Source organism: Streptomyces sp. NPDC054932, from assembly GCF_053610205.1.
Window position 1 is genome coordinate 1 of sequence record NZ_JBSGXU010000350.1, and the last position, 3468, is coordinate 3468.

Below are 3468 nucleotides of genomic sequence, written 5' to 3' on the forward strand. Positions count from 1 at the left end.
GCGGTGAGTTCCTAGACAGCTCCCACCACACCGGAGGTCTTCGCCATGTTCAAGACCCGCCGAGTGTCAACAACGCTCGTGATCAATACACCTAGACCGCGAGCGTCACGCGCCCCCACCAGCGCCCCCGGCGCCGTCCCGGCGCATCCGGCGTCCGGCCTCGGCGACCGCGGGCCGGTCCTGGTCGAGCCAGTCCACCGACTCCAGCTCCTCCGGCCCGAGCCAGCGCAGTTCGTCGTGGTCCTCCAGCGGGGCCGGCACTCCGGAGAGCAGCCGGGCGGTCCACACGCGCAGGACGAGACCGGGCCTCAGCGGCCATTCCCCCGGGATCCGCTCCAGCGGCTCGGTCTCCACGCCGAGCTCCTCGCGCAGTTCGCGCACCAGCGCCTCGGGGTCGGACTCCCCCGGCTCGGCCTTGCCGCCCGGCAGCTCCCAGCGTCCGGCCAGCTCGGGGGGCGCGCTGCGGCGGGCGGCCAGCAGGCGCCCGTCATGACAAAGGGCTCCGCCCACGACCACTCGTACCGTCATGGGCGGAGCCTATGCCAGCGTCGTCAGGTGCTGAGACGCTCAGTTCATCGTGGCGGTCTGACCGATCCGCTCGACCCAGTAGAGCTGCTTGTGTCCTCGGTCCTCGAGGCTGTCGGCGACCTTCTGGGCCTCGGCCCGGGTGGCGTACCGGCCCACCCGGTAGCGGTTGCCGTTGTCGTCCTCGCGTATGACCAGCCACGGAAGCAGGGCACCGCTGTCGTTCATTGCGTTTCACCCTCCGCCGACGTACCTGTCCGGGAAACCGCATTGCGCATATGCCCGAGCTTACGCCCGACCCTTACGGAGCGGATACGGTTTTTCACGAAGAGGTACCTCACAGGCGTATGCATCCGGCCATGCGTACGAGCGGGCCGTGCGCGCCGGTTCGAACAGGGCGCACCGAGGGCCGCGCCGGCGCCGGCGCGCCGCCGGACGGCGGGCGTCCGTGCAGGTGGCGTCGAGTGTCCGGCGGGGCGGGCGGGCCGGGGCCGGCGGCGGCGCGGGGGAAGGGGGTCCCGGCATACGGACCGAACCGTCCGGGGGAGCCGGGGGCCGGGACGGCGGGGGCGATCAGCATCGCGCCGAAATCCGCCGGGTCGACGGCAGGGCGCGGGGCGCGTGTGAACCCCCGGGCGGCGCCCGGGGGTTCACACGCGGACGAGAGCGGCTACCTCACGGGGAGGTGGTACGCCAGTCGGTAGCGGTCCGCGGGGACCACCACGTCGGCCGTCTCCACGGCCCGGCCGGAGGCGTAGTAGGTGCGGCCGATCACCAGCACCACGTGCCCCGGCACCCCGCCGAGGAGCAGGTTCTCCTCCGCCAGGCCGGGCCGCGCGCCGACCTCCTCCACCACGTTGTCCACGACGACGTCGATCGCGGCCATCCGGTCGACCACCCCGGAGCCGCCCAGCGGCCCCTCCTCCGGCAGCATCACGGGGGTCCGGCCGGTCACGGCGAGCGGCTCCCAGGAGGTCGACAGCATCATCGCCTCCCCCCCGTCGCGGAAGACGTACCGCGTCCGCATCACCCGCTCTCCCGGCTCGATGCCGAGCCGCTTCGCGATCTCCGCGGGCGCTCCCTGCTGCTCACTGCTCGACTCCCACGTGCCGCGCGCGCCCGCTTCGGCCTGCTCCTGCCGGAACGGTGTCGAGGCGCCGCCCGTGCGGTAGCCGGCGCGGGCCACCCGCCGCGGGACCGGCTGTTCCCGTACGTACGTGCCGGATCCGGACCGGCCCTCGACCAGCCCCTCCGCCATGAGGACCTTGCGCGCCTCCAGGGCGACGGTGTCGGAGACCCCGTACTCCTCGCGGATGCGTGCCTGAGAGGGGAGCCGGGCGTGCGGGGGCAGAGAACCGTCGACGATCTTCCGTCGCAGATCCCCGGCCACGCGCAGATAGGCCGGCTGCTCACCGAAAGTCACTGGCCACTCCCATCAGGTTGACAGACAGCCACACCCTGGCAACCGACGGTTGAAGACCGCAAGCAAGGGCCAGAGTTTCACCCGAAGTGATGAAGCCTGGTCACTCAAACCCGTTACCCTGCGTTACCCGGACGACGTCACGCCGACTCGGCCGAGGGACCCGCGCCGGGCCCGTCGTCCAGGCTCCCCCGGTCGTCCTGGCCGTCCTGGAGCCACTGCGGAATCACCGTCGAAAGCCCGTACGCACCGCGCAGCGCCTTCTCCGTCTCCATCGACATCGCGGCCAGCGCCCGGTCCCACCGCTCGTCGAACTCCTCCGGCGTACGCGCCTGCGAGGCGCGCTGCCACTGCGCACGCGCCGCCTCGATCTCCTTGATCTGCGCCGGAGCGGCCTTCTCCAGCCCCGCCCGGGCCACGTCCCCCTGCAGGAGCTTCGCCTCGGTGCCCAGCACCGCGAACACCTCGCGGGCCCACGTCCGGTACTCGGGCAGCGCGTCCTCCACGTCGTGCTCGGGAGGCCGGCTCATGACGAACTCCACGCTGTTGGCGGCCCGCAGGAAGGCCGACTGCTCGGGCTTCAGCATTCCGGCGTCCCGGCGCAGGCTGCCCCGCCGCTCCTCGTCGATCGTGCCGATCACGCAGAGCAGCACCCGGTCCCCCTCGTGCCAGGACTCGCGCGTGGGCGTGTAGTAGAACATCTCCGCGTACTCGGGCAGCGCCCACGTGTCCATCGCGTACTCGTCCTGGGCCTTCCAGCACGCGTCCTCGGTTCTGCGGGCGGCCCCGACCGCCCCGGGAACGTCCGACGGCTGAAGTACCTTCTGCGCGGTGACCTCACCGTGGTGCGCCTGCGCGCAGTCGATCCGGTACGTCAAGGGCCGCTCGTCGATCAGGTCCCCGCCGGGAACGTTGAAGCAGTCACCGGCCCGCAGGTCGCCGAGGTCCGTGAGCTCGCCCTCGACCTCGGCGAACTCGCTCAGGGACGCGAACCGGTCGTCGGCGTCCGCGAGGACCCGCCCGGCGGTGAAGACCAGCGCGCAGGTCATCACCACGGACACCACCAGGCCCACGATCGCCAACACCCTGCCCCGGTCCCCCCTGTTCGCGATCTGCACGAGGGCGGCGATACCGAAGGCCACGCCGAGCGGCGGGAAGCACAACAGCCCGGAAAGGAGCGAGGCGAGCGCGAAGCCGTTGAGCGCCGGCGGCTGCTGTCCGTGGCCGGGCGGCGGACCCCAGCCCTGCTGCGGCGAGGGCGGGGGCCAGGAGTGGCCCGGTCCGGGAGGCGGGCTCGGCGGGGTGCTCACGGGGCGGACTCCATCGCAAGGTGCATCGTGGGGCGCGCCGCGGGGGGCGCGAACGAATGCGCGAAATAGTACGCAGCGGGGGCGACCCAGAAGTGGGGCGCCCCCGCGGTTTCCCATGGGCCGGTGCGGGGCCGTGCCGGCGGCCGCTGAGAGCGGGGGCGCCCGCGGGTGGGTAGTGCCCGGGTGGCCGGGGGCGGTGTGGGTGACGCGGAG

The 3468-nt window shown here is 72.8% G+C and carries 4 protein-coding genes; all 4 read right to left on the reverse strand.

What is annotated here, in order from left to right:
* Positions 1 to 105 precede the first annotated feature (105 nt).
* The 4 genes from ACWGE1_RS40515 to ACWGE1_RS40530 all read right to left on the reverse strand — a co-directional run bounded on the left by ACWGE1_RS40515 (position 106) and on the right by ACWGE1_RS40530 (position 3255).
* Positions 106 to 528, reverse strand: coding sequence for a (deoxy)nucleoside triphosphate pyrophosphohydrolase (locus ACWGE1_RS40515; protein WP_453425478.1), 423 nt, complete (start codon positions 526 to 528; stop codon positions 106 to 108).
* Positions 529 to 567: 39 nt separating this feature from the next.
* Positions 568 to 753 (reverse strand): SPOR domain-containing protein, encoded by a 186-nt coding sequence (locus ACWGE1_RS40520; protein WP_030012541.1) that lies wholly within the window; start codon positions 751 to 753, stop codon positions 568 to 570.
* Between the two features lie 442 nt (positions 754 to 1195).
* Positions 1196 to 1948, reverse strand: a complete 753-nt coding sequence (locus tag ACWGE1_RS40525) for a GntR family transcriptional regulator (RefSeq protein WP_453425479.1) — start codon at positions 1946 to 1948, stop codon at positions 1196 to 1198.
* Positions 1949 to 2085: 137 nt separating this feature from the next.
* Positions 2086 to 3255 carry a DUF4190 domain-containing protein gene (locus ACWGE1_RS40530; protein WP_453425480.1) on the reverse strand — a complete coding sequence of 390 codons (1170 nt, stop codon included), beginning with the start codon at positions 3253 to 3255 and terminating at the stop codon, positions 2086 to 2088.
* Positions 3256 to 3468 lie beyond the last annotated feature (213 nt).